Below are 22,402 nucleotides of genomic sequence, written 5' to 3'. Positions count from 1 at the left end.
ATGATAAGAGATCAACGTATAAAAAATTATCACGATTTACTACACGATTTAGAAAATGAACGCGACAAAAGCTTATTTTCAAAACATCAGTATGCAAAAATTAATGAGGTAATCAATTTTTTAAAAAATGAATTAGAAAAAAAAATAACAAGTAAAGAATCGGACCCTAAAATTCTTTTTGAAAAATCCATAGACGGATGTATTATTTCTGATCTTTTAACGCAAGGAGATGATTTTTATTGCCTGGTATTTGAATCCGAGAAACTAATTGAGGAGAGCAACCAGGATTTGCAAAAGTCAAATCCGCTAACAATTGCTGTTAATGAATTATACAATTCCATTTGGGATATGAGTAATTCTTCAGAATCATCTGTTTTGGCTGTTTACGGTAAACTAAAAAAGCGCATTGAGCAATTGTTAGCAAAGGCAATAGCTTCAGAGAGCCATTATTGTACTTTTACGGATTGGATAAAGATCATTGATAGTACAGATGGAATGTGGGGCTCTTATAATGAATGGATTTCCAATATTGCCCCAAAGTTAATAGCCAACAATATTGATGAATTATTATTTATAGCACCTTCTTTGCAGTTACATGAATTAGCTGAAAGTGCAGGTCATCTGAATGAAAAGGAAAAAGTATCAAAAGCGTATGAAAACAGGCTTACAACAGTAGCGGATAAATCCGATTGGGAGTTTATAAAAACTGTAACGGATCAATCCGGTTTGTTTTTACTGAATGAAGATTTGCGTCTAAAGGAGGATTTACTCTTGCGATTTGAACTTAAATCCTGGCTTTTATGGGTTGATAATCTGAAATGGCCAATATTACAAGACAATGCCTTTTACTCAATCCAAGACCTTGTTAGTATGGAAGAAGTCATTGCATTACTATTGCAAAAAGATGTCAAGTTTAATACAAAATCGGAATATCTTCTTCTAATTGCACTGCAAAACTATTATAGGCTGATAGAGAAAATAACATTAAACTTATATGACTTAAAAGAGGGGCAATGGCATTACAATGATACCATAATAAAACAGACTATTGTGGATGCATCAATTAATGCATTTGACAAATGGATTACCTTAGAACTTGAGGAAAGTTGCAAAAGATTATTTGAATTAATATTCGAAGGTAAACCTGTATCCGAATCAAAAAAATTTACCGGAGTATTTGAATGGATAAATAGTTATTCAAAACAGCAGTACGGTAATAATAAATATTCAGAACTTCGTTTAAAATTTCTAAACGTACTTAATGAATCTTTTGAAAAATTACTAATTCAAGATTCTGGTATCAAAATTAAGTTTACTAAAGAAATTACGATCGAAAAAATTAACTGGCAGGTATTTGAAAAATTGATCAAGGTGTTTGAGAATGAAAAGAGTGATTCTTTATTTGGTGATTTTTTATATGAAAAGTACGCTCAATATATTGAATCTGATAATTTTACTTGGAATATTGAGCTTTTGTATAATGATGTTTTTATTAATCAGGCTTATCATCTTTCCTATTTGATGACTAAACTTCCAGATACCATGAAAAGATGGTCTGGTTTATTTAAGCAATTTAAATGCTGGAGTGAAGGGTGGGATACAGCCAATAATTATGATTATAAGGCCAGGAGAAAAGAAATCTTTGTCCTTATGGCGGGAGTTTGTCTTTCCTATTCGTATTATCAGCAAAAGAACAGTAAAAAGGCTAAGGAGGTATTTGATGAAATATCAGAGATAGTCATTTCTCAGTATCGGACTGCGTCATCATATCATTCAGTTGATTATAAAGTTGTTATGAAGTTACTAGCACATGTTCTTGGTCATTTTTCGCCGGCCGATGCGGATAGTTTTGTTGCATTACTGGATAAAAAGTGCGACGATATTCAATTTTTTTTAGCTGTTGTCTATGAAATTACAGTTTTTATACCAAAAGAAACCCTTACTCTTGATGCATTATCAAAACGATTAATAAAGGATCAGATTGATAAGAATTTTTGGAAAATCGAGTACGGAAATTCAGAGTTTGCACTAAAAGGTAAGCTTGCTGAGTTTTCAAATTTAAAAAATGAAGTATTAAAAAATATAAACTAGGTAAAAGAAAACGTTGCGACATAGTAGTCGCTTTGAATCATTAGTTTTATGGGATTATCTCATTTGGTTTTCCAAACCGGAAATAGGCAATATGAAATTTTACTTATCTTTATGGCCAATCCCTAAAAAGACTATTAATACGAAAACTCTCTGAACTTATTTTCCATTATGACAAACCACAAAGAAATCTCACTTTTAATAGGTGCGGGCTTTTCTGTAGAGGCAGGGATACCTGTAAGAAATCAAATAAATGATCGCCTTAAAAGTCTCACTTGGGATCAATTCATAATTCATAGCGAAACCACAACACATTTTCTAAGAGGGCATGATCCAAATTCACATTGGCAGAATGTACATGAAAGAAAATTTGTTCAGGCAGTGATTAAGTTTTATAACCAGTCTGTTTCGGATAAATTCGACTATGAAGAATTTTACGATTATTGCTTTAAAATATCCCATCATGCAAAAGATCTGGATTTTGATGGCTTTTTTAAAAATTATGTCAAAAAAACAAATTTTCCAATCGACCGGCAGAATGCACTTTCTATAGTTATCAGGACAATTGATTATCTGGTTAATGATCTATTAACAGTTGACAATACCGGTATTATTGATAAATACCAATCCTTTATGAATCTTTTGAATCGATTGAAAGAAAAGTTTGAAGTCATACACATTTTTTCTCTGAATCACGACCTGTTAATTGAGAATATGTTTGAATCGTCGATCAGCTTTGAGTACAGCGATGGTTTTGAAATTGGTGGCTCAAGGTATTATATCAAACAAAAAAATCGTCAAATACGAATAAAGTATTTTAATGATCGATTTGATAAACAAGTTAGATTATACAAACTTCACGGAAGCATCGACCACTATATCTACAATTTTAGTGATCCTTACCAAATGATTAAAATTCCAAAAGATTTATATCCTTTAAATCTATACAAAGAGACAAAAATAGGGGAGCACTGGGTTGAGGAAAACTGCTGGACATTGTATGAGCCGATTTTCCTTTCCGGAACCACAACAAAGATCCTAAATTATGACAAAAATCCTTTACACAGTTCTCAATTTATTCATTTTAAAGAAGCTTTAAAAAAATCTAAATTATTAATTGCGATCGGTTATGGATTGCAGGACGAAAAAATAAATGAATTTGTGAGGCAAGAACTAAACAATGGGCTACAAATGCTGATCGTGAAGCGAAGCAAAGACCCAAACGAATTTTTTGCTCTTAAAAATGTCAAGCATTATGGAGATGGTTTGGGCGTATCGGATTTAAATTTTAAAAATATTGAATCATTGATAACCGCAATTTACACTGATTAGCGACAATTTACTTTTGAATTTAAATTATTTTTATGAGCTTACCAAATTCCCAGATAGTACCGATAGATAAGTTATCCTCGGTATTCTCAAATACTTCCTCAACTTATAAGTTTTACTGGTTTTTAGCTTTACTTGAACTAATGGAAGATGGTAATGTACATTTGTTCATTGGCGAAGGACGACTCACTTTATTTTTTCAAATAAGTTTCTTTAAGTACAAAATCAATCTTTGTGGTTTGGCAATGGCTAATATGATCATAAAGCTTATTTAGTTAAAAGCAACTAAAAAGTTGATAAATTTGGAAAAATAGTATATTTTTGCAATGTTAAAGTTGTTAATCGAGTTGCAAATAAGATTACAACATTGTATTCTTATTATTCGTATCATGACAACAGAATCAGATGTTAAAATGTTTTTGAGCGAATTTAAAGCCAAGTTAGATGTTTTTAGTGTCATTTTTAGGGATGATAGGACAGTAAAGAAAAATACTGTAGCATTATTAGCTTTAGATTTGTTACCGGCAGAAAGAAAAGAATTTCTTAGAAAACTTGCTGTGGAAGATTATTCCCAAGGTCCAACAGATGACGCACTGTATAAATTGTCGCCTATGTGGGTTTTTGGAAAAGTAATTAAAGGAAAAGAAGTTTATATCAAGATAACAATAGGTTCAGAGAATCTACCTGTTATTTGTATTTCTTTTCACCAGGCAGAATCTGCCATGACGTATCCCTTTAAAAAATAAATTTATGAGAAGTCCATTTACTGGTAAGGAAATGAGGATTGTTAGGGAGAATACAATATTACCTTACAGAAAAGATGAGTTTGAAATTGTGTATCAGGCATATGAATGTGATGATACAAAAGAGCGTTTTACGGATGATGAATTGGATATGATCAATATCAATCAGGTTCATAATCAGTACCGAGAGAAATATGGTATCCCTTTTCCTGAAGAGATAAAAAACATTAGGGAAAAGTATGATGTTTCAGCAAAAAAAATGTCAGAGATATTAGGTTTGGGATCAAACGCATATCGATTATATGAAAGTGGCGAAATGCCGTCAGTTTCTATTGGAAGATTGATTTTATCCATACAAGAAGCAGATGAATTTAAGAGGCAAATTGAGTTTAGCGCCCATTTGTTAAAACAAACGGAGTACAATAGATTAATCAAAAATATATATCAGATTATAGATAATGATAAAGACTTGTGGCGAAAAATAGTTGAAGAGGAATACGCTTATAAGACAATTGATCAAAATTCAGGCTTTAAGCTTTTAGATTTAGATAAAATTGCTAATGCATTAAGTTATTTTGGCTGTGCCAAAATTGACCTTTTCAAAACAAAAGTTAATAAACTTCTATTTTATTCTGATTTTTTAAATTATCAACGATTTGGGAGCTCCATATTTGGAATTACCTATAAAGCAATTCCGTTTGGTCCCGTTCCGGTGGAGTATGAAAAAATATTCAAGCATTTATATGATGATGCTAGTATCGATATTGAACAATTTCAGATTGATCATAATTATGCTGAGAAATTTATCCCTCACTTAAAATTCAATAAAGACTTGTTTAATAATGTAGAACTAAAAGTACTTGAAGATGTGGCAAGTGCTTTTAAAAATAAAAACACAACAGAAATAGTAAACATTAGCCATTTAGAACCTGCCTGGATTGATAATAAAGATACTAGGAGTATTATCAGCTACAAGAAATATGCTTTTGATTTAAAGGCAATTAGATAATAATAAATAACCGAAGCAAAATGGAATTAGGCTTCGGTCAGAAGAAATAAAAACTTTGGACGGTATTTAATTTCTTCTGCAAAAGTAATAGAATTCTATTTATTACCTAATTATTCCTTGGGTTTTTTAATCAAACGCCTCAGTGTTAAATAGTTTGATTGTTTCTAAATCTGAAAGCCATGGCAAAAAATGGTACACCTGGAGACGGACATCGTAATGGTGCCGTAAGAGAAAGAAGTCAGACTTACAATCCAAAAACCGAACAGTATGTTAAGCGCGATACTACTACTGGACGTTTTATGGATGTTAAGCAAGACGGAACTCCATTCAAAGGCGTTCGCAAAGAGAAATAATTTCTTTTTCGCGACTAATTAAAAGTGTAGCACCTTATTTTAGGTGCAGCACTTTTATTTAATGAGAATAGAATTCCTTGCGGAGTTTTCAAATTAGCAGATTTTAATTTTGAAAAACCTGAATTGGAACCATGAATTTTATAAAGTCAAAATTTCCAAAATACAAAAAATGTAAAGTTGGCAAACTAAACAAATAAGAAATGAACGATTTAAAAGAAATGTCTTTCGCTGACCTAAAGGCAGCAGGAGATTATGTAAGTAAACTGAAAAGTGAAAGGATAGCTGATTTAAAAAGTCAAGGAATGGATACCAAGACAGATAAGGGTTTGGAAGATATGGACAAATTAGAATTTGATATACATACTATTTTGTTTGCAAGAATTATGAAACTAAAAAAATCTTAGAATGTCCGCAAAAGAATATACCGAAGCAATGAATTACGAAATGTTAATTCGAAATGTTTTTGATTGTCCTCGAGGCACTAGAAATGGAGCAGATTTGTGTTATATGAAAAATGTGATGACCATGGAGCGAGGTGAAACTTTTGCAAAACATGTAGGGACATATGAAAAACAATTTGACCAAGTTAAAACCTATATTTCTAAAGCATTATTAAAGCTTAACAAAACAAAACCGTATTGTAATGAAATTGATTTTTTCAATAAATTAAATGAGGAATTACAATATTCTCAATCGACAAAGAAATTAATGGAAATTGTAAATGCTGCCCTTGAAAAAGTGATAGTATTAAAACCAAAATAAAAAATGACACGTCATGTGTTTTCTTGGCTATTTGCTAAAAAGCGTAACGTTGCAAACAAAATATTAGCTTTTCATGAGCATTGATAAATTATTAAAATGAGGTATGTAATAAAGTAGAGTAAGAAAAAATATTTTCGCTCTAAAGTGCGAAGGAGTAAAAAAAAAAGGCCCTTCGGAAGTCCGAAAGGCCAAATAAGTAAAAGTAAGAATGAATTTATTTTTTTGATTCCTCAATAGAAACTTTTCTGAACTCTTTTAAAAGTTTCTCAATTTCTAAAGTTGATTTACGAGCTCTTGCTCCAGCTGCCTTAACTCCTTTTTCAGATAATGATTCAGATTCTGTTTTGAATGTTTCGATTTCTGCGTTGATTTTTGCTATTAAGTCTTTCATGGTTTTCTGTTTTTTAAAATTACAGGACAAAAGTAAAAAGTTAAAAATCATATCCTACTATTATTTTTTATATAGCAATTAATTTTTTTCTTTTTTTAGCTTATTGATAAAGAATGACGGAGAGAATCCCATTTTGGCTAAAAAAGCTTTTTTAAAGCGTTCCGTTGTACTGAAACCTGCCTCTTTTGCCAGTGCTTCATAAGTATAATGCTTGAATTTGGATTCTGTCTGAAGCAGATTGATGATGTAATCAATTCGAAGTCCGTTTATATATTCATTAATGCCTTTAGTTCTGAAATGCTCCAGGATATTTGACACATACTTCGGATTGGTATTAAAGGCTGAAGAAAGGCTACTTAGATTCCAGTCTTTATCAAGGAACTTTTTATCCTTTTCGAAATTTTCAAATTGTTTTAAAAGTAAGGCAACAGTTTCGGAATTTATATTTTTTATAGGAACTTTTTCTGTTGGTGCTTTTGGCTTATCTTTAGCTTTCTGCTGTTCTTCGATATGCAACTGATAATTCTTTTTATATTTTTTTCTAATTTTTTGATAGCGGTAAGTAACTGCAAGAAGTACCATAAACAGCAGTAAAATAACCCCTGCAAATATCCAGTGGTAATATTTCTCCCAGTGCAGTTCTGCTGCCATTTTCTCATTTTCCATTGTAATTCTTTCCTTTTCCAGAAGAAGTTCTTTGGTATCATACTGCTTATGGATCTTTCCGACTATATATTTATTGGTTTCTGTCAGCAAGGTGTCCGCTTTAAGCAGCTGGTCAACGTAGTACAGCTGTTTATTAAAATCTTTTTTGATCTTATAATAATTGATCATTAATTCAAAAGCCTGTCTTAAATCTGGTCTCAATATTTTTTTGTCATTGAAAATTTTATCTACCAGCTGGAAATAAGTTAACGCTTTTTCTTTCTGATGCAGGGACCAGTAACTTTTGCCTAAGTAAAAGTATCCGACTTCCTCATTTGCAGCGTCATTATTTTCTTTAATGGCTTCAATTGAAGATTCAATATTTTTGATGGATGCTCCGTAATTCTTCTTGAAATATTCATTGATGCCTTCTGAGTGTATAAAGTACGGCGTCATTTCTTCAATTTTCAGTCTTTTGCTTTCCGAGATTCCAAGAGCGTTTATTTCGGAACACCGGCCGAAATTACCAAGTTTGTTATAACACAGTCCAAGGGAGTGCAGCGAATTCAGATAAGGCCTTGGGTGTTCGTCTTTGTAATATACAATGCACTCCTGCAGAAGTGAGACAGCCTCATCGTAAAATCCGATATAAAATTTAGTCTGGGCAATACTGTATTTCACCTTATGAATTAAGTATTGGTTGCTGGTTTTTGAGATATAGCTGTTTGCGGTAAGATAATTATCCATTGCCTGATCCTGAATCCTCTGACTGTAGTATACAATTCCTTTACTAAGATAGGAACTGCCGATCAGTTCATTGTTATTTGATTTTTTTGCCGCATAAATCATGCTGTCAGCATAAACAATACGCAGTTTTAGAGGAGACATATGCAGCAGGTTTTGATAGCCGTTTATAATTTCCTTCCAGTTCTGTTCTGATTTGGCTTTGTAAAGCAGGGCATATGCATATACTGAAGCCCGGGCACTGTCCTTTCTGAACTCATAAATTTTATCATCCAGGTACTCGTAATTCTTTTTCTTTAGTGAATCCGGTATCTTAAAATTGTTTTTCTGGGCAGATGCCGAATAAAAAAATAGCAGCAATAATAAAAGTAGGTTTTTTCTATTCATTGGTATGGCATTAATGGAAGTTTAAACTGGGGATAGCGCTGAACTTCTAATTTGAAACTGTATGAATTGTTTTACTTTAAATTATTATAAAAATAACATAAACGATTGAATAATAAAGGAATATTGAGAAAAAAAGCACTATGGATTTCTGGAAAATCCATAGTGTAATTGACGAAAATCCACAGATATAAGGTTGCGGGAGATTTTTAAGCGGAATAGTTTTGTCTTGAATTCAAAAGCAAAATGTCCGGCATGGTGCCGGATAAAAGTTCTGCTTATCCGGATGAAAGGAACTGGGAAGATATTCCCACTCACCTTCAAACTATTCAAATCATGAAAACCATTTTATTATGCATTATCACTTCTGTTTTTTTTGTTTCCTGTTCTGCCGAGGACGATATTAGCACTGTTGCAAATTTGTCTGCTCCGGGACATATTTTGTCAGAACAGTATCCAGCTAATACCTTTAATCCCTTTGATGCCAGAGGGAAGGCAATTTATGATGCGCTGCAGTTTTATTATCAAGATCATCAGACACCAAATTCCGTCTCAGCACTTTCCAGCCAGATCAGGCATGTTTCTGCAAAGGTGTTGAGAAATGGAAACCAGACGGGCAGGTTAATACCTTTTACTGACGAAATGGTAGAATCCATAATGGCGGATCCTGATGGCAGCATGCTCTTAATTGTTGAAAATAGTGTGCTGCAGATTTATGCAAAGAACAATTTGATCACCTTTCTACAGCACCTTATCATTAAGAGACAGGAAGAATTCAGTGTAACTTATGACTACATTACGGATTATGAGCAGGAAGTACTGACTGATACTGTTTTTTCAGCTGAAGAAATGGAAACTATCCTCACAGTAGCTTCTATTTCAAGATATTCACTCTATTCCGCTGAGGAGCGCAAAGACAGGGACTGGGAGACAAACGTAGGAGGTAAATCTGTCAGACCTTTTTTTGGAACCAATGAAATGCCGATTATTTCGATAATCGCTTTACTATCCGAGGTTATTTAAATTAAAACAACGATAGCTTAAATGAAACTACCAACTGTTTTATATGTGCTGCTGGTATTTTTTAATCTGTTAAGTCTCGGCTTCATTATAGCTCTTTTTATCTTTGATGGAATCTATGATGCTATGATAATCGTGCATGCCAGATTTACCTTCTACCTGCTGTATATTACAGCACTTCTTAATCTTTATGGACTGTTCTACATTGCCATAAAGAACAGGTTTAATGATTAACAGAGGCAGTTTCATTTTGCTGTTTTTCAATTAGAAGAATCTATGCTGAAAGATTTAATTAATAGTGAGGTGAATAAGCTTCCCTTTTTAGGAGCTGCAGTCCACAGGGTCAAAAAGTATATTGCTGAGACTCCTGCAGATGAAAAAATTCATCTGCATTATCCTGCAGCGCTGCTGATGAAGTCCGGTAGATTTAAAATAAGGACTGGACAAATCGTTCTTGATCTGGAGCCTTATGATTTAATAATCCTGCCCGAAAAATTGCTCTGCACGCAGATGGAAGCAGGAGATAAGCTGCAGTTTTTTTTAATTATATTTTCTTCCGCTAAACAATTGCACGGACTTAAATACAATAAAGAAAGTACCTTGTTTTACCTCTATGGAAATCGGCCTGTAAAAGTAAGTCTTGATTCCATTGATTATCTGGTACTGTCCTTAATCTGCAGACTGATTTATGCTGAAGGGCAGAACCGACCGGCAGGTGATTTTGAATTGGAACTGCAGCGATTAAGTTTTGATCTGCTGTTTTTTGAACTCAAGTACATTTATTCCAGATATGTTGCTTCATCGGGGCTTCATGTATCAAAAGCTGAGGCGCTTGCGGCCCGGTTCTTAACTGTTTTATCCATTCACTGCCGAAAACATCATAACGTCAAATTTTATGCCGGGGCACTTTATGTGGCTCCAGAGTATCTGAACAGGGCGGTGAAGGAGGCTGTGGGAAAGACTGCCAAAAAGATGATAACCGAAGCAGTACTTGCTGAAGCGTTACAAATGCTGGAAGATTCTAATTACAGCATTGCTGAAATTGCTGAGGAGCTGGAGTTTAGTTCTTCCACCTCATTCGGCATCTTTTTTAAAAAATGGATGTCATGCACACCGTCAAAATTTCGTTCGAATGCTGCCGATAAATTTAAGAGTCGTTAGTCTTAACTGTTAACTGCAACTAAACATGAAAATGATGAACAATAACTATCCTTTAGAATGGCTTGATACGCTGATACTGGTGCATTTTAATCCCGATAAAACAGATGTAAGTCGATTATCAGCAGATGAACTGGCTGTTATTTCAGAACATGCTGTAAAAGAGTCCAGCCGAATCCAGGTCAGGATTAAAAATGAAATTTTCGATCTCAGGCGAAAAAGACAGATCCGTCTTCTGGTGCGAAAGTATCATTCCACGCTGATCTTTCTTTTGGATACGATAGTGGATAGCCATAAATGCAGTGCATTTCACAAGCCTCTGTTAGCCGCCGCTGCTGCGGCCGTAGTTAAATGCTTAGACGATCTGCTGTCCTTTTTAGAGAAACGGTTTTCCAATTATCTGAGTTTAGATGAGAGGGTGCCGATAACCTATCTGATGGTGTCCAGAAAGGAACTGCAGTTGAAATTAAAAAGCCTTAAGAAGAGGAAGGCGGAAAATGAGGAAGTGCAGCAGGTTTTAAATGTGGTGATTAGGGAGCTCGAATTTTCCCTTTCAATGCAGGACAGAAACAGGATAACTTTCCGCCAGCTGCTGTATGAACGAACACTTTTAAATGAATTGGAACAGGCAAGTATTTTACAAGCGCATGGACTTTTCTCTATGCTCGATCATGTGCTCATAGGACTGAATTTCAACAGTACTGCTTATATAGACCTGCTGGCCAAGCGTATGATTTCAAAACTTGAGACAGAGCAGGAATTGTCGGAGAAACTAAGCCTGCTTTCATATTACCGCAAGGAGTTCAATCAGATTTATTCTGATGAGAAGCTTTTTTTTAAAGCAGGGACGCAGCATCTTAAAACAGTACTGGGAAACTGGTTTGTCCATGAGATACAGTATATGGAAAGGCAGGTGGAACTTTTAGCTATTTCGTCTAAGAAGGCAACGCTTCAGGATAAAACGGAAAATAAGCTGGAATGTGATCTTTCTGCCGATCAGATCGGCATTATTCTACGGGCAGCCGATGAAGCGCGGGTGGTGAAATCCCGATCCATGAGCCTTGTTTTTCAAAGGATAGTGCCTCATCTGTCCACGGCGTTTAAAAGAGATTTGTCTTATCATTCAGTCAGAAGCAAGTCCTATAATGCTGAAGAAAATGATAAAAACATAGCCATTATGACCCTCGAGAAAATGATTAAAAAAATCAGATCGTATTAAATCTTGAATTATTACTGCATGCATTGAAACAAAACAAGGCAATTGCAGACTAATAATTCACGGATGATTTTAAATTATGCACTTTTAACTGTTAACTTAAACTAAAAACTATGATGACCTTAATCGCTATATTTCTTCCATCGCTTTCCTTTTTTCTGCGTGGAAAACTATTGACAGCACTTCTGTGCCTTATACTGCAGATTACGCTGATCGGTTGGATTCCGGCAGCAATCTGGGCTGTAATATCGCTTCAGAATTCCAGAGCGGACAGAAGGAATGCAAAACTTATTAAGGCAGTGAGATCAAAATAAAATAAGCTCATAAGCCAATCAGGCCCCTGAAAGCACTTTTTGCTTTCAGGGGCTTTTTTTATATACTGGCTTTTTCAAAAACTGCGGCCGTTAAAAAAGCTTCTCATGTCCTTTAACTTATTAGGGTACAAAAGGGTACAGGAAAAGTTGTACTTGTAGCAGGGCTGTATCTGCTGTTTCTTTGCGGTGTAATAAATCATAATCCATTTATGATTTAGGATGTTTAATCTTTAAAGAAATAGTTATGTTTTCAAATGTTTCATGGAGCAGTTACCTGACTATAGTGGCTTTTTTCGTTTTGGCATGGTACACTTATCTTATTTTTAGATACTACCGGAAAAATGTCCAGGATCTTTTTAAAAACAAGATTAAATATCCGTATAGAAAAGAGGAGTTTTCTTCAGGACCGTTCTCTGAATTTAAGGAATCTTTCAGTACGCTGGAAGATGCAGAGGAATTGTACAACAAGATTTTAACAGTCTTTACTGAAAGTGATACTGGAGGATTATCCAAAGCGGCATTTAAAAATTACATCCGATTTATTCTCTTGGAATATACGTTTGTAAAGCAGTCAGCGATACGCGGGAAAATCAATACGCTTGCTGTTTTGGAAAGCGCCAAATATCCTGAACTGCTGCTGACCAGTGCAGAGATGGATACTTTGTGGGAAGAAGAGAATTAAAAAAGTAAGCGGAGGAATATCCCCTGTTCAGTCTAGTGCGGTATGGCGAAAGTGACAAGGAGATAGATAATGAAACAGCGGTATTTCTCTGCTTTATTATTTCAAGTAACAATTTAATAAAAAAATGAGGATGAAAAGATGGAATTGGAAATTAAAAAGTTTCTGGAGAAGAGTAAAAAGACTGGGTTCTTCGCTGATGCTCGTGCTGTTTTTCAGTGCGGCTGTTTACAGTCAGGACGGCGTAGCCGGAATTAATGAAGCCAACCAAAAAGTTCGAAGTTATTTTGATGCAGGTACCGAACTGATGTATGCAGTGGGTGCTATCTTAGGACTGATTGGAGCAGTCAAAGTGTATCAGAAATGGAATGCAGGGGATCCCGATACAGGAAAAGTGGCAGCGGCCTGGTTTGGCAGCTGTGTATTTCTGGTAGTTGTAGCGACAGTGATCAAATCATTCTTCGGAGTGTGATGGCAAACAGTGTATACCAGTTTAATAAAGGTATTAATCAAAGCATTGAGTTCAAAGGGTTAAAAGCACAGTATATCTGGTATTTAGGTGGTGGATTAGTAATTCTTTTGATTCTTTTCGCCGTATTATATATCATTGGACTGCCGTCACTTGTATGTGTTGGATTTATCGGTACAACGGGCAGTTTTCTTGTTTTTAAAATATACAAAATGAGCAACAAATATGGAGAATACGGCCTGATGAAGGCGTTGGCAAAAAAGCAGGTTCCAAAATGTATTAAGGTTTATAGTCGAGCAATTTTTTTTAAGATATAGCTAGAGAACGTTAATAATAAAAATGAAGAGAAGATGGAGAAGAGGATCGAAGACTTACTGCCGATTATGGCAGTGGAGCATGACTGTATTTTATCAAAACAGGGCGATGTAACGGTTGTGTTCAAGGCTGATTTGCCTGAGATTTTTACCTTGTCCGATCAGGATTATGAAGCTTTTCATCAGTCCTGGATAAAAGCTATAAAAGTGCTTCCTAAATTCTGCGTTTTTCATAAGCAGGACTGGTTTTTAGAAAAGAGTCACAAAGCTGATTTTACAAGTGATGACAGCAGTTTTTTAACCCGGAGCAGTGAGCGGTTTTTTAATGAAAGACCGTTTTTGGATCATTCCTGTTACATTATGCTGACAAAGAAGCCACAGGGAAGGAAGAATTCAAATTCGCTTTTCTCAAATCTTCTACGGCCTTCTATAGTACCGGAAGAAACTTTGAAAACGCAGCTGCTTCAGGATTTTATTGACTCTACCGGCCAGTTTAAAAGAATTATGGAAGACAGCGGTTTTGTCAAGCTTAGCCGACTGAAAAATGATGCTCTTAAAAGTGAAAGCAGAAAATTGGGACTGATTGAAAAGTACTGTTTTTTATCCGAGAGGGAAGATTCATTTGTTTTTAATGATCTCAAATTTGATGAAGGATTAGCGATCGGCGATAAACACTGCCAGCTCTTCACACTAGGAGATGCCGCCGATCTGCCGGCGTTGTGCGGTTCGAGAATCAATTTTGACAGATATTCGACTGATAAAACCAAATTCAGTATCGGATTTGCTTCCACTCTGGGGCAGCTTTTATCCTGCAATCATATTTATAATCAATATTTGTTTGTAGAAGATTCGCAGAAGACTATTCAAAAATTGGAAAGTAAAAGACTAAGGCTTCAGTCTTTATCGGCATACAGCAGAGAGAATATGATTGCCAGAGATGCTACAAATGATTTTCTAAACGAAGCAGTATCCCAGCAGCGGCTTCCGGTTAAGGCGCATTTTAATGTCCTTGCATGGAGTGCGGATAAAGAAGAACTGAAGGATATTAAAAACAAAATATCCTCGGCACTGGCACAGATGGATGCGGCCGCCAAGCAGGAGACAGTAGGTGCCCCACAGATTTACTGGGCAGGCATTCCGGGCAATGCGGCTGATTTTCCGATGAATGATACTTTTGACACTTTCACTGAGCAGGCGGTATGTTTTCTAAATATGGAAACAGGCTACAGATCTTCATTAAGTCCAATGGGAATAAGGCTTGGAGACAGATTAACTGGAAAACCGGTTCATGTAGATATCAGTGATGAGCCTGTGAGAATGGGAATCTGCACCAACCGGAATAAATTTATACTGGGTCCTTCGGGAAGCGGTAAATCATTTTTTACCAATCATATGGTCAGAAGCTATTATGAGCAAGGGACACATATTGTTTTAGTTGATGTAGGTCACAGTTATAAAGGGCTTTGCGATATGGTTAACGGTTACTATTTCACGTATGATGAGAAAAGCCCGATTCGTTTTAATCCTTTTTATATTTCGGAAGGAGATATTCTGGACACCGAGAAAAAAGAAAGTATAAAAACACTGCTTTTGGCACTATGGAAAAAAGACGATGAAACCTTTAATCGTAGCGAGTATGTAGCTTTATCAAATGCGCTTCAGCTGTATTATGAAAAACTGAAGTTGAATTCCGATTTCTTCCCGTGCTTCAATAGCTTTTACGAGTTCCTAAAAGATGATTTTGTAAAGATTTTGGAAGGCGATAAGGTAAAAGAAAAAGATTTTGACGTAAACAATTTTTTATATGTACTACGGCCATATTACGATGGAGGTGAGTTTGATTATCTATTAAATGCCACAGAGAATCTTGAACTTTTAAAGGAAAGGTTTATTGTTTTTGAACTCGATAACATCAAAGACCATCCCATTCTATTTCCTGTGGTAACGATCATTATCATGGAAGTTTTTATCAGCAAAATGAGAAAGCTCAAAGGCATTCGCAAGATGATCCTGATTGAAGAAGCCTGGAAAGCAATCGCCAAAGAGGGAATGTCCGAATACATCAAGTATTTGTTCAAGACTGTACGAAAATTCTTTGGAGAAGCCATTGTAGTCACTCAAGAGGTTGAAGATATTATTTCATCGCCAGTTGTAAAACAGGCCATTATCAATAACAGCGATTGTAAAATCCTTCTGGATCAAAGCAAATACCAGAATAAATTTGATCAGATACAGGAATTGCTGGGACTTACCGAGAAAGAAAAGGCGCTCGTGCTTTCGGTTAATAAAGCGAATGATCCCGATAAGAAATACAAGGAAGTGTTTATTTCCCTAGGAGGCTTGCTTTCGAAAGTATACCGAACAGAAGTTTCACTGGAGGAATATTTGGCGTACACAACGGAGGAAAGCGAGAAAGTGAAAATGAATGCCTATGCCCAAAAGTTCGGAGGTGATATCAAAAAAGGAATCGCGGCGATGGCACAGGATATGAGAAACGGAAATTAAATTAACTGAAAAATGAAAACAAGAATAATTACCTGCATCATCTGTCTGCTGCTGGTCAGCACGCCGGCAAGACCTGCGGAAAAAACCGCTGCACTGCCGATACTTGAAATTGTAAAAGCAGTTACCAAAAAAGTGATCAAAGCAATTGACCTTAGGATTCAGAAACTGCAGAATAAAACGATCTGGCTTCAAAATGCCCAAAAGAAGATTGAAAACGTGCTCTCCAAATTAAAACTGGATGAAATTTCGGATTGGACAAAGAAACAGAAAGAGTTGTATAAGGGCTATTATGAAGAACTGGCAAAGGTGAAATCGATTATAACCTATTACCAAAGGATAAAAGATATTACTAAAAAACAGACCAAACTGGTATCCGAATATGAAAGGGCGTGGAATTTATTCAAACAGGATACTCATTTTAAAGAAAATGAAATCCAATATATGGAGCGTGTGTATTCGGGTATTTTGCAAGAGAGCGTGAAGAATATTGACCAGATTTTTTTAATACTGGATTCTTTTGCCACGCAGATGAGTGATTTAAAAAGACTTGAAATAATCAATGAAGCGGCAGATCAGATTGATGCCAATTATGATGATCTCACGCTGTTTAATCAGCAGAATGTAATGCTCAGTCTTCAGAGGGCCAAAACAGAGGCGGATGTAAAACAGGTCAAACAATTTTACGGAATTCCATAATTCAATGAAAATATCATGAAAAAAATAATCTCATTATCCTTGATCGTGTTGTTTTTATATCAGGGAATTCAGGCGCAGGCCAAGCAGAGAAAGGAATTGCTTTTGCAGATCGCTGCTCTTCAGGTTTACATTGATTACGCCAAGAAAGGATATTCAGTTGTATCAAAAGGACTGAATTTTATTGGCGATGCAAAGAGGGGAGAAGTTAATCTTCATGGTGATTATTTTACGTCGCTTCTAAAGATTAATCCAAAGGTTAAGACTTATTATAAGACAGCCGAAATTCTCTCGATGCAATTTAAAATAATGAAAATATGTAAAAGGACTTATAGTGATCTTAAGACAAGTGATTTATTTCATGGAAACGAACTGGATTATATAGAGCGTTCTTTTGAAAGACTACTTGAGAATTGCAATGATACCCTTGAACAGCTTTTAGTTATCACTACCGATTCGAAGCTCGAACTTAAAGATGACCAAAGGATCGAGCGCATCGATGCGCTGTATAAAACCATGCTGGAAGACTATAATTTCTGTTTGTCTTTCAGTGATGAAGCAAAGCTTTTGACTTTGTCAAAGACTCGTGAAAAAAGAGATACCGAGCAGGCGACTGCTTTCTACGGATTATAAAATAAAAAGCTATGAAAAAAATATTGATTTTGATATTGACGGTCTGTGTGTTAGTTGTTCCTAGCAGAACAAATGCACAGTCAGCAGAGATCCAGCAGCTAATCCTTAACATTGAAAAACTATCCCAGTTTAAAAAGATTCTAAGTGATATGAAAAAGGGTTATGAACTACTTTCTGGCGGCTATAAAACAGTCAAGGATATGACCGAGGGAAACTTCAGCCTGCATAAAACTTTTCTGGATGCCCTTATGCAGGTGAGCCCTGTTGTACGGAATTATAAGAGAGTAGGGGATATCATAAATTTTCAGATGCTGCTAATGAAGGAAAGCAAAAATGGACTGAATCGGTTTGTAAAGAGCGGCAACTTTAGCGAAAAGGAAATCAGCTATTTTGAAAAGGTGTATGGAAATCTTCTGAGTCAGAGTTTAAGAAATCTTGATGAGCTTACAATAGTTGTAACAGCAGATAAACTAAGGATGTCGGATGACGAAAGGCTTCAGGCTGTAGATGATATTTATCTGCAGATGCAGGATAAGCTTTTGTTTCTCAGAAACTTTAATGCAACATCAAATGTGCTGGCACTGCAAAGAGCAAAAGAAGCGAAGGACGTATATGCTTCCAAAGAACTTCAGGAACTAAAAAACTAAAGCGATGAACATTTTTAAATCTTGCAAAACAATGGTTTTTATAATTGGAGGATTGCTGATGCCTTTTTTTATTCAGGCTCAGGGAATGGGCGATAATATGCAGAGCCTGCACTCCGTTTTGGACCAGTTGTACGATGAGATGATGCCGTTATGCGGTAATCTTTTGGCGGTCGGGCAGGGAATAGCCGGATTCGGTACAATTTGGTACATAGCTTCCCGGGTATGGAGACACATAGCCAACGCAGAGCCGATTGATTTTTATCCACTTTTCAGACCTTTTGTAATTGGGTTCTGTATTATGATTTTCCCTTCGGTATTAGCGCTTATTAATGGAGTGATGAAACCCACAGTTACAGCAACTGCTGCTATGGTTACAGGATCTAACAATGCTGTTGCAGTTCTTCTGAAAGAGAAGGAAAAGGCGATAAAGGAAACTGATCCATGGAAAATGTATGTAGGTGTGGCAGGAACAGGGGACAGGGATAGGTGGTATAAATATACCCACGATGAAGACCCGTCTAATGAGAGCATGCTCGCTGGAATCGGCAACGATGTCAAATTTGCAATGGAAAAAGCATCCTATAACTTTCGAAATTCTGTCAAGGAATGGATGAGCGAGGTACTCAGACTTTTGTTTGAGGCTGCCGGATTGTGCATTGATACGCTCAGGACATTTCAATTGGTGGTGCTGTCTATCCTTGGACCTCTTGTATTTGGAATAGCTGTTTTTGATGGCTTTCAGCATACACTCACGGTATGGCTGGCAAGATATATTAATATTTATCTCTGGCTTCCTGTCGCAAATATTTTCGGAAGCATTATTGGCAAAATTCAGGAACTGATGCTCAAACTGGACCTCTCGCAGGTTCAGTCTACAGGGGATACCTTTTTTAGCAGAACCGATACGGCCTATCTGATTTTTATGATTATCGGTATCATCGGTTATTTCACTGTGCCTTCCGTAGCCAATTATATTGTACATGCAGGAGGAGGCAGTGCACTGGGACAGAAGGTCACCACCTTATTTACCAGCTCGGCAACATCGGTTGTGTCTAAAACAGCACAAGGAGCAGGAATGGTTAAAGATATGATGGGAGATGCTGATTCGAGGATGACACAGAATATGGCTTCGACAGCGGGAAGTAGCCCCTATTTTAAGGAGCAAGGGAACTATAGGAGCGATAAGCTTAGAGGAAACTCCAAATAAGTCAAACGAAATAAAATATACGGCTCATGTTTAGCAAAATGAAAAATATAGATACCGCTTTTAGATACGTCAGGGGATTTACCATGCTGGTGATTACCGGCTGTATTCTGATCTGCTGTTTTACGCTTTACAAAAGCTTTGAATCCATAACCCAGATGCAGGATAAGGTGTATATACTGGCCAATGGAAAGGCACTCGAAGCTTACGCGTCTGAAAGAAAGGATAATGTACCAGTGGAAGCAAGGGACCATGTAAAGACTTTTCACAAGTTTTTCTTTACGCTGGATCCCGACGAAAAAGTGATTAAAACCAATGTTACAAAAGCGCTTTACCTGGCTGATGACAGTGCCAAACGGATTTATGATGACCTGAAAGAAAACGGATTTTACTCCGGAATTATCTCGGGCAATATCAGCCAGACCATTCAGATTGACAGCATCTCGATAGATACCCGTGAATATCCTTACCGCTTTAAATGTTTTGCAAAACAGAACATTATAAGAACAACCAGTATTCTGAAAAGGAATCTAGTAACAGAAGGAAGTCTTCGGAATGTTTCAAGAAGCGATAATAATCCTCACGGGTTTTTAATTGAACGCTTCAATACTATCGAAAACAAAGATCTAACTGTTGAGAATAGAAAATAGACAGCTATGAAATCATTTTTCAAAAAACAGGAAACGCTCTTTGTGTACCATAGGTATTATAATTCTGTACAGAGTAAATGGGCTCAGAAAATGGACGTACTAATAAATGATCTTTCAAGAAGAAAGCTTATATGCCTGCTGATTTTATTTACTATTCTAACGGGAAGTTACTTTATCTATAACATTTTTTCGGCATTTAATAAGAGCGATTTAAGAGGTCAAAACACAGCTGCCATTTCAAAAATTAGAACTATCAATTTTAAAAAGTAAAGTCATGGAACATAAAACAATATCACCTAAAGAATCAAAAAAGCGTAAAATGCTTTTGGTTCTTCCCCTTATAACACTTCCTTTTATCACGATTCTATTTTACATTTTGGGAGTAGGGCAAACCAAAGTGACTGGAGGTAAAAATGAAGTTAAAAAGGGATTCAATTTTAATCTGCCTATTCCAAAGTTTAAAGAAGATTCGGCGTTTGACAAAATGAGTTATTATGATCAGGCCGCATTGGATTCTCTTAAACTTCAGGAACAAATTAAAAAAGACCCTAACTATTCCAATAAAAAAGTATTGGAAGAATCTGTTGGAGAGTTTTCAGAACTTGATTTTGAAGCGCAGCACTTTCAGAGAAAAAGAACGGGTTTTAATTCGACTTCTTTTCAGAGTAAAAGCGAGCAAAAAGTTTACGAAAAACTAGAGGCGCTTCAAAAAGCAATTAGTAAGCCCTCAGTGCCTGATAATTATGGTCAGGACATGAGAGAGTTTGAAAACTATGGGTCATCCAAAGGAGTTTCCGATGAGATAAAGAACTTAGAAGATATGATGACCACAATGGGAGAGTCGCAGGAACCCGACCCGGAACTCAAGCAGCTGGGCGGAATGCTTGAAAATATTTTGGATATTCAGCACCCGTCCCGTGTACAGGAACGACTCAAACAGTCTTCAGACATTAAAAAAGGAAAAGTATTTACCGTTAACCGTAAAAAAGCAGAAGATAATACAACTTCGCTTCAGCAGGAAGATATTGCTTTGAGTTCTTTAAAGAGCAATTTCTTTTATACGGTTGATGAAAATATAGAGCAGGAGCAGCAGCAAAATTCAATAGAGGCTGTTATCCATGAGACCCAAACCATTGTCAACGGATCTGTGGTTAAGCTCAGGCTAAGCAGTGATATATTTCTTCAAGGAATTGTGATTCCAAAAAATACATTTTTATACGGAATGGCTTCATTAAAAGGAGAGAGGCTGGAAGTTAAAATTAATAACATTCAGTATCGAAATTCAATTTTTCCTGTGGAGTTAACTGTTTATGATATGGATGGAATTGACGGCATTTATATTCCCGGTGCTATTAACAGGGATGTGGCTAAGGCTTCTGCTGACCGTTCTATTCAGACCTTAGGGCTTACCGGGCTTACGGATTCCTGGGGAGCGCAGGCAGCTGGAATGGGAATTGAAGCAGCGAAGAGCCTGATGAGTAAAAAAGTAAAACTGATTAAAGTGGTTGTTAAAGCCGGTTATCAGGTATTGCTGTACGATGAGAAACAAAAGAATTTGAATAATTAAAAAAATTAAAAGATGAAAATTAGAAATTGGACTTTTATGTTATGCTGTTTTCTGACAATGCTATCAGGCTATGCACAGTTTATTAATGAAAAAATTGGTTTGAATCAGGAAGAGTTTAAAAATCTTCATATAGGATATTCGAAAACTACCAGTATCGTTTTTCCATACGCTATTAAAAGTATCGATAAGGGAAGTCCGGATGTTTTAGTACAGAAAGCTAAAGGGGTTGAGAATGTTTTACTGGTCAAAGCAGCAAAGGAGAATTTTACTCAAAGCAACCTCACTGTAGTGACAGCTGACAATAGGCTTTATGTATTTGTTCTGAACTATGATGAATCATGTATTGATTTAAATATTAAAGCTGATAATACAGGTGCTGTAAGTGGGAATATTTTGTTTTCAATGGAGAACGACAATCAAAAGAAAATAGAACAGTTTGCCTCACTTGCTTTATTAAAAAAGAAAAAGACCAGCGGTTTGAAAAAGTCAAAGTTTCATATCAGTCTGGAGGTAAACGGTATTTATATTCATGAGGATATTTTTTATTTGAGAGTAGTGTTTCGAAATAAATCCAAGATCAATTACGATATAGATCAATTTCGTTTTTTTATCAGAGACCAGAGAAAATCAAAACGCACAGCATCACAGGAAATTGAAATTCAGCCTCTGTTTGCCACTTCATCATCTACCGTGATTCCATATGAATCTGAAATAATAAAAGTTTATGCATTGGAAAAATTTACTATCCCTGAGAATAAGTACCTGACAATTCAGCTTATGGAAGTGAACGGAGGAAGGCATTTAGATATTAATATTAATAATAATCTGACTGATAAAGTAATTCCAATCAAATAATCCACGATGATACCTTAAACCTTTTTTTAA

At 35.9% G+C, this 22,402-nt stretch carries 24 protein-coding genes; 22 read left to right on the top strand and 2 right to left on the bottom strand.

The window, feature by feature from the left end; all coding sequences use genetic code 11:
• From EV145_RS19270 to EV145_RS19245, 7 genes are all read left to right on the top strand, one after another.
• Complete coding sequence (locus tag EV145_RS19270) at nt 1–2,091, top strand: hypothetical protein (protein WP_133526820.1); 2,091 nt, start codon at nt 1–3, stop codon at nt 2,089–2,091.
• A gap of 168 nt (nt 2,092–2,259) precedes the next feature.
• Nucleotides 2,260–3,420, top strand: a complete 1,161-nt coding sequence (locus tag EV145_RS19265; protein ID WP_133526819.1) for an SIR2 family protein — start codon at nt 2,260–2,262, stop codon at nt 3,418–3,420.
• A gap of 386 nt (nt 3,421–3,806) precedes the next feature.
• The gene (locus EV145_RS19260) at nt 3,807–4,163 is read left to right on the top strand and encodes a type II toxin-antitoxin system MqsR family toxin (protein ID WP_133526818.1); all 357 of its coding nucleotides are present in this window, start codon (nt 3,807–3,809) and stop codon (nt 4,161–4,163) included.
• A 4-nt stretch (nt 4,164–4,167) separates the two neighbouring features.
• A complete protein-coding gene (locus EV145_RS19255) occupies nt 4,168–5,169 on the top strand; it encodes a type II toxin-antitoxin system antitoxin SocA domain-containing protein (protein ID WP_133526817.1) in 1,002 nt (333 codons plus the stop codon).
• Nucleotides 5,170–5,348: 179 nt separating this feature from the next.
• Nucleotides 5,349–5,522, top strand: coding sequence for a hypothetical protein (locus EV145_RS22480; protein WP_166638489.1), 174 nt, complete (start codon nt 5,349–5,351; stop codon nt 5,520–5,522).
• A 200-nt stretch (nt 5,523–5,722) separates the two neighbouring features.
• On the top strand, nt 5,723–5,926 hold the full coding sequence (locus EV145_RS19250) for a hypothetical protein (RefSeq protein ID WP_133526816.1): 204 nt from the start codon (nt 5,723–5,725) through the stop codon (nt 5,924–5,926).
• A gap of 1 nt (nt 5,927) precedes the next feature.
• Nucleotides 5,928–6,284 carry a hypothetical protein gene (locus EV145_RS19245; RefSeq protein ID WP_133526815.1) on the top strand — a complete coding sequence of 119 codons (357 nt, stop codon included), beginning with the start codon at nt 5,928–5,930 and terminating at the stop codon, nt 6,282–6,284.
• 214 nt (nt 6,285–6,498) lie between these two features.
• On the opposite strand, the gene EV145_RS19240 is transcribed toward EV145_RS19245, so the two are convergent.
• Complete coding sequence (locus EV145_RS19240) at nt 6,499–6,675, bottom strand: histone H1 (RefSeq protein ID WP_133526814.1); 177 nt, start codon at nt 6,673–6,675, stop codon at nt 6,499–6,501.
• A 78-nt stretch (nt 6,676–6,753) separates the two neighbouring features.
• Nucleotides 6,754–8,451, bottom strand: coding sequence for an AraC family transcriptional regulator (locus tag EV145_RS19235; protein ID WP_133526813.1), 1,698 nt, complete (start codon nt 8,449–8,451; stop codon nt 6,754–6,756).
• A gap of 252 nt (nt 8,452–8,703) precedes the next feature.
• Between EV145_RS19235 and EV145_RS19230 the strand changes: the two genes are divergently transcribed.
• The 15 genes from EV145_RS19230 to traN all read left to right on the top strand — a co-directional run bounded on the left by EV145_RS19230 (nt 8,704) and on the right by traN (nt 22,372).
• The gene (locus EV145_RS19230; RefSeq protein WP_133526812.1) at nt 8,704–9,471 is read left to right on the top strand and encodes a hypothetical protein; all 768 of its coding nucleotides are present in this window, start codon (nt 8,704–8,706) and stop codon (nt 9,469–9,471) included.
• Nucleotides 9,472–9,744: 273 nt separating this feature from the next.
• Nucleotides 9,745–10,629 (top strand): AraC family transcriptional regulator, encoded by an 885-nt coding sequence (locus EV145_RS19225; protein WP_133526811.1) that lies wholly within the window; start codon nt 9,745–9,747, stop codon nt 10,627–10,629.
• A gap of 25 nt (nt 10,630–10,654) precedes the next feature.
• On the top strand, nt 10,655–11,845 hold the full coding sequence (locus tag EV145_RS19220) for a hypothetical protein (RefSeq protein WP_133526810.1): 1,191 nt from the start codon (nt 10,655–10,657) through the stop codon (nt 11,843–11,845).
• Between the two features lie 110 nt (nt 11,846–11,955).
• On the top strand, nt 11,956–12,156 hold the full coding sequence (locus tag EV145_RS19215; protein WP_207797827.1) for a YqaE/Pmp3 family membrane protein: 201 nt from the start codon (nt 11,956–11,958) through the stop codon (nt 12,154–12,156).
• Between the two features lie 244 nt (nt 12,157–12,400).
• Nucleotides 12,401–12,838 (top strand): hypothetical protein, encoded by a 438-nt coding sequence (locus tag EV145_RS19210; RefSeq protein ID WP_133526809.1) that lies wholly within the window; start codon nt 12,401–12,403, stop codon nt 12,836–12,838.
• Nucleotides 12,839–13,034: 196 nt separating this feature from the next.
• Nucleotides 13,035–13,307 (top strand): DUF4134 domain-containing protein, encoded by a 273-nt coding sequence (locus tag EV145_RS19205; protein WP_410501083.1) that lies wholly within the window; start codon nt 13,035–13,037, stop codon nt 13,305–13,307.
• Nucleotides 13,199–13,621, top strand: coding sequence for a DUF4133 domain-containing protein (locus tag EV145_RS19200; RefSeq protein WP_317128129.1), 423 nt, complete (start codon nt 13,199–13,201; stop codon nt 13,619–13,621). The genes EV145_RS19205 and EV145_RS19200 overlap by 109 nt, the downstream gene beginning before the upstream one ends.
• Nucleotides 13,622–13,654: 33 nt before the next feature.
• The gene (locus tag EV145_RS19195) at nt 13,655–16,123 is read left to right on the top strand and encodes a TraG family conjugative transposon ATPase (protein WP_133526807.1); all 2,469 of its coding nucleotides are present in this window, start codon (nt 13,655–13,657) and stop codon (nt 16,121–16,123) included.
• Nucleotides 16,124–16,135: 12 nt separating this feature from the next.
• The gene (locus EV145_RS19190; RefSeq protein ID WP_133526806.1) at nt 16,136–16,819 is read left to right on the top strand and encodes a conjugal transfer protein TraI; all 684 of its coding nucleotides are present in this window, start codon (nt 16,136–16,138) and stop codon (nt 16,817–16,819) included.
• Nucleotides 16,820–16,834: 15 nt separating this feature from the next.
• Nucleotides 16,835–17,449, top strand: coding sequence for a hypothetical protein (locus EV145_RS19185; RefSeq protein WP_133526805.1), 615 nt, complete (start codon nt 16,835–16,837; stop codon nt 17,447–17,449).
• 11 nt (nt 17,450–17,460) lie between these two features.
• Nucleotides 17,461–18,096 carry a TerB family tellurite resistance protein gene (locus tag EV145_RS19180; RefSeq protein ID WP_133526804.1) on the top strand — a complete coding sequence of 212 codons (636 nt, stop codon included), beginning with the start codon at nt 17,461–17,463 and terminating at the stop codon, nt 18,094–18,096.
• A 4-nt stretch (nt 18,097–18,100) separates the two neighbouring features.
• A complete protein-coding gene (traJ, locus tag EV145_RS19175) occupies nt 18,101–19,303 on the top strand; it encodes a conjugative transposon protein TraJ (RefSeq protein ID WP_243739290.1) in 1,203 nt (400 codons plus the stop codon).
• A 38-nt stretch (nt 19,304–19,341) separates the two neighbouring features.
• Nucleotides 19,342–19,950, top strand: coding sequence for a conjugative transposon protein TraK (traK, locus tag EV145_RS19170; protein ID WP_243739289.1), 609 nt, complete (start codon nt 19,342–19,344; stop codon nt 19,948–19,950).
• Between the two features lie 274 nt (nt 19,951–20,224).
• Nucleotides 20,225–21,517: a conjugative transposon protein TraM gene (gene traM / locus EV145_RS19165; protein WP_133526802.1), complete on the top strand. Its 1,293-nt coding sequence runs from the start codon at nt 20,225–20,227 to the stop codon at nt 21,515–21,517.
• Nucleotides 21,518–21,529: 12 nt separating this feature from the next.
• A complete protein-coding gene (gene traN, locus EV145_RS19160) occupies nt 21,530–22,372 on the top strand; it encodes a conjugative transposon protein TraN (RefSeq protein WP_133526801.1) in 843 nt (280 codons plus the stop codon).
• Nucleotides 22,373–22,402: the final 30 nt, after the last annotated feature.

The organism is Flavobacterium sp. 245, from assembly GCF_004362055.1.
Taxonomy (GTDB): domain Bacteria; phylum Bacteroidota; class Bacteroidia; order Flavobacteriales; family Flavobacteriaceae; genus Flavobacterium.
The sequence above is the reverse complement of the archived record's forward strand: the minus strand, read 5'-3'. Positions and strand labels throughout refer to the sequence as shown.